Annotated in this window: 3 protein-coding genes; all 3 read right to left on the bottom strand. The window is 42.8% G+C overall.

Annotated elements, in window-relative coordinates; genetic code table 11:
* Positions 1-97: 97 nt before the first annotated feature.
* The 3 genes from ACED42_RS21560 to ACED42_RS21570 are packed head-to-tail and all read right to left on the bottom strand — an operon-like array spanning position 98 to position 2820.
* Positions 98-328 carry a FeoC-like transcriptional regulator gene (locus tag ACED42_RS21560; RefSeq protein ID WP_371704107.1) on the bottom strand — a complete coding sequence of 77 codons (231 nt, stop codon included), beginning with the start codon at positions 326-328 and terminating at the stop codon, positions 98-100.
* The gene (gene feoB / locus ACED42_RS21565) at positions 325-2598 is read right to left on the bottom strand and encodes a Fe(2+) transporter permease subunit FeoB (RefSeq protein WP_371704109.1); all 2274 of its coding nucleotides are present in this window, start codon (positions 2596-2598) and stop codon (positions 325-327) included. Before feoB ends, ACED42_RS21560 begins: the two co-directional genes overlap by 4 nt.
* On the bottom strand, positions 2599-2820 hold the full coding sequence (locus tag ACED42_RS21570; RefSeq protein WP_004734203.1) for a FeoA family protein: 222 nt from the start codon (positions 2818-2820) through the stop codon (positions 2599-2601).
* Positions 2821-3361 lie beyond the last annotated feature (541 nt).

Below are 3361 nucleotides of genomic sequence, written 5' to 3' on the forward strand. Positions count from 1 at the left end.
CTTCTTGAAGATAAAAGCGGCTTTCCCCGGAAAGCCGCGATGAACCTTTTTTTATTGTCTAATATCGTCGCTTTCAACGAGAGTATGAAGGCCTGAACTACATCATCACATTCAGAGACAAACCATCTTGTTTGCTGATGGTGTAGCGAATACGTATTGTGTGACCATGCTTATTGGTGTCGACCAAGCGAGATATCTTGCCTTTCTTGACCCACACTCCCAGCATCGCATCGATACCGTCTTCACTTACCCCAAACTTAGATGCAAGCTCACTACGAGCAGCAACACCTTCGTTATCAATGTATTGATGAAGTTCAGTTAAAATCATACTACTTGCACCTCAAGTGCTTTTTGCTTACTGCCGATTTTCTTGAAGATGCGATACGTCACCACAAAACCACCAGCAATTGCAACCATCCATACCGCACTGCTGATTGGATGAGCAGCGAAGTTTGCTGCTTGATAATAGAAGGTCGCACCGAAGTAGCCAAGTGCCATTGTCCAAACGGCGATGAAGCGGGCAAACGTCTGACCAAATTCACGAACATAAGCACCCATCGCTGCCACACAAGGTGTGTAAAGCAAGATTAGAATTAAGTAAGCAAACGCAGCGTGGCCTGATACAAACTTATCTTTCAAGTTACCAAAGATCGAAGTATCAACCTCTTGATCAGCAGCCACAGAACTAGAGTCAGACAAGTCACCAACTTCAATGCCTAATGGATCTGAATAGCTCAAACCAGCAAGGTTTTCAGGAATGGTCATTACGGCTTCTTCTAAACTTGCCGCTAGATCAAACTCAGCCGCTTCTTCATCAGAAGGTGTAGTGTATAAGCTATTTAGCGTACCAACCACGGCTTCTTTCGCAAAAATACCGGTAATGATACCAACCGTTGCAGGCCAGTTCTCTTCAGTAATACCAATCGGTTGGAATACAGGCGTTACAACTTGAGCCGCTTTAGATAGCACAGAACTTTCACTGTCTTCGTTACCAAAACTGCCGTCCATACCTAATGAATTCAAGAAACTCAGAATTGCCACAACCATTACAATGGTTTTACCTGCGCCAAGCACGAAACGTTTCAGCTTCTGCCAAGTTTTCAGCATCACGTTTTGCACGGTCGGCAATTCGTAATCCGGCATTTCCATAACCAAGCTATCGCTGCTACCAGGATAGATAGTATTTTTAAGGAACAAGCCCGTAAATACAGAAGCCAGAATACCCATGATGTACAGAGCGAACACAACGTTTTGTCCAGCACCAGGAAAGAATGCAGCAGCAAACAGTGCGTATACAGGTAGACGAGCACCACATGACATAAACGGTGCCATTGATGCGGCGAGTTTACGTTCGCGCTCTTGGTCAAGAGTACGCGTTGCCATGATAGAAGGTACGTTACAGCCAAAACCCAGAACAAGTGGTACAAATGCTTTGCCCGGTAAGCCAATTTTCTGCATCACTTTATCCAGTACAAATGCAGCGCGGGCCATGTAGCCTGAACTTTCTAGTACCGCTAAGAACAAGTAAAGCGCGGCAATAACCGGAATAAAGGTCGCAACCGTTTGGATACCACCACCAATACCATCAGCAAGAACGGTGACTAGCCAAACCGGTAAGTGACCATCTAATAAGTGATGTCCGCCATCAACTAATATTGCGCCAACACCAATATCGAAGAAGTCGATAAACGCGCTACCGATATTGATAGAGAACATAAACATTAGGTACATGATGACGAAGAAGAAAGGAATCCCGACCCATTTATTCAAAATGAATTGATCGGCTTTCTCTGTGAAATTACGGCTCAGTTTGCCTTCGCTGCGACGAACTCGTTTACAAAGTTCATGTAAGAAAGTGTATTTAGCGTCAGCAACAGCAAGATCAATATCCAAATCGGCACCAAGACGCACACTATCAATTTGAGTGCGAGTTTGTGGGGCCAAACCATTCAATACCAAGTAATCATTTTCTAAAGCACGAATCGCTAGTGCTCGGTGAGATACGTCAGCATCATCAAATTGTGACTCAACAGAAGGAATAAGAGCTTCTAACGCGACATCGTAATCAATAGAGATAGGATCAAGACTCACACCTTGAACCAGAAGCTTATGCAAACGCTCTTTAAAACGAACCACTTGTCCTTTATCGTTTGCTGACAAGCTTAGAACCGGGCAACCTAGCTCTTTTTCTAGAGCCTTAAGATTAATCACCTGACGCTCACGCTTTAATACATCCATTTTGTTCAATACAACGATCATTGGGCGACCCAACTCTCGCAATTGTAATGTCATGTATAAGCTTCTTTCCAAACAGCTAGCATCAACAACATTGATGATCATGTCCGCTGGGTGAGTAAGCACGGCGCGTGATGCAATAGACTCATCGATACTGTTTGCATCATTACCACTGTCTAGTGCATAAATGCCTGGTAAATCCGTTAACTGAAATTGATCCCCAGCGTGCGAATATAAACCGGTTTTCTTTTCTACGGTCACACCAACCCAGTTACCAACGTGCTGTTTTGCGCCAGTTAATGCGTTAAATAATGTTGTTTTACCACTATTAGGGTTACCAACAGTAAGAACTTGATAATCCATTTAGATAACCTCGATTTGTTCTGCAATGCTTTCACGAATGGCTATAGAAACACCTCTCACTTCAACTTGAAGCGGATCACCCATAGGTGCACGACGGATAAGTGTCACCTCGGTTTTTGGCAACATGCCCATAACCATTAGTTTTTTTCTAACGTCTGGTGTTAAACCTGTAAGTGCAACAATAGAAGCCGCTTTTCCTTGCTCTAGTTGTGAGAGTTTCATAAGTACCCAGTTCGAGATTGATAATGAGAAAGATTGTTATTACCGACATAATACACGCACATACCCACAATTCTATTGTGTGAAATCAATGTTTTCGAAAATACACTCTCGTAAATTTCGTTAAAAACGTTTACGTCAAAAACGTCACTTTCAACAATTAGTGGGGACTACCTTACTAGTACGCGTCAACCAGAAAACAATAAGGCAATAATAATCAACAACTTATAATAATGTCGGTTTTCTCACAGTCATCTGTCGTTAATTTTATAAGCAAAACAAGTCGCTACCCGTATAGTTACTCCATCGAAGAGAAACTCTTTCTCTTTAATATTATTCCAGAGGTGATGTGGCTTGCCATATCACTCCGGCAGCAAGCGAAGGTGTCATTGGCACCCGTGGTATAGTCCCCCCGGCTATACCACGATATTTTTTTTTCTTCCTTTTGTTTTAACCCAAAAACCTTTTTAAACTCCCCCAACTATCGTTATATCTCGTATCTCGTATCTCGTATCTCGTATCTCGTATCTCGTATCTCGTATCT

The sequence above is a fragment of the Vibrio sp. FF145 genome (assembly GCF_041439075.1).
Classification (GTDB): Bacteria; Pseudomonadota; Gammaproteobacteria; order Enterobacterales; family Vibrionaceae; genus Vibrio; species Vibrio tasmaniensis_A.

Excerpts from the sequence above, each read along its gene's own strand:
- ACED42_RS21560 (WP_371704107.1), bottom strand. The coding sequence starts at position 328 with ATGATTTTAACTGAACTTCATCAATACATTGATAACGAAGGTGTTGCT.
- ACED42_RS21570 (WP_004734203.1), bottom strand. The coding sequence starts at position 2,820 with ATGAAACTCTCACAACTAGAGCAAGGAAAAGCGGCTTCTATTGTTGCA.
- feoB (WP_371704109.1), bottom strand. The coding sequence starts at position 2,598 with ATGGATTATCAAGTTCTTACTGTTGGTAACCCTAATAGTGGTAAAACA.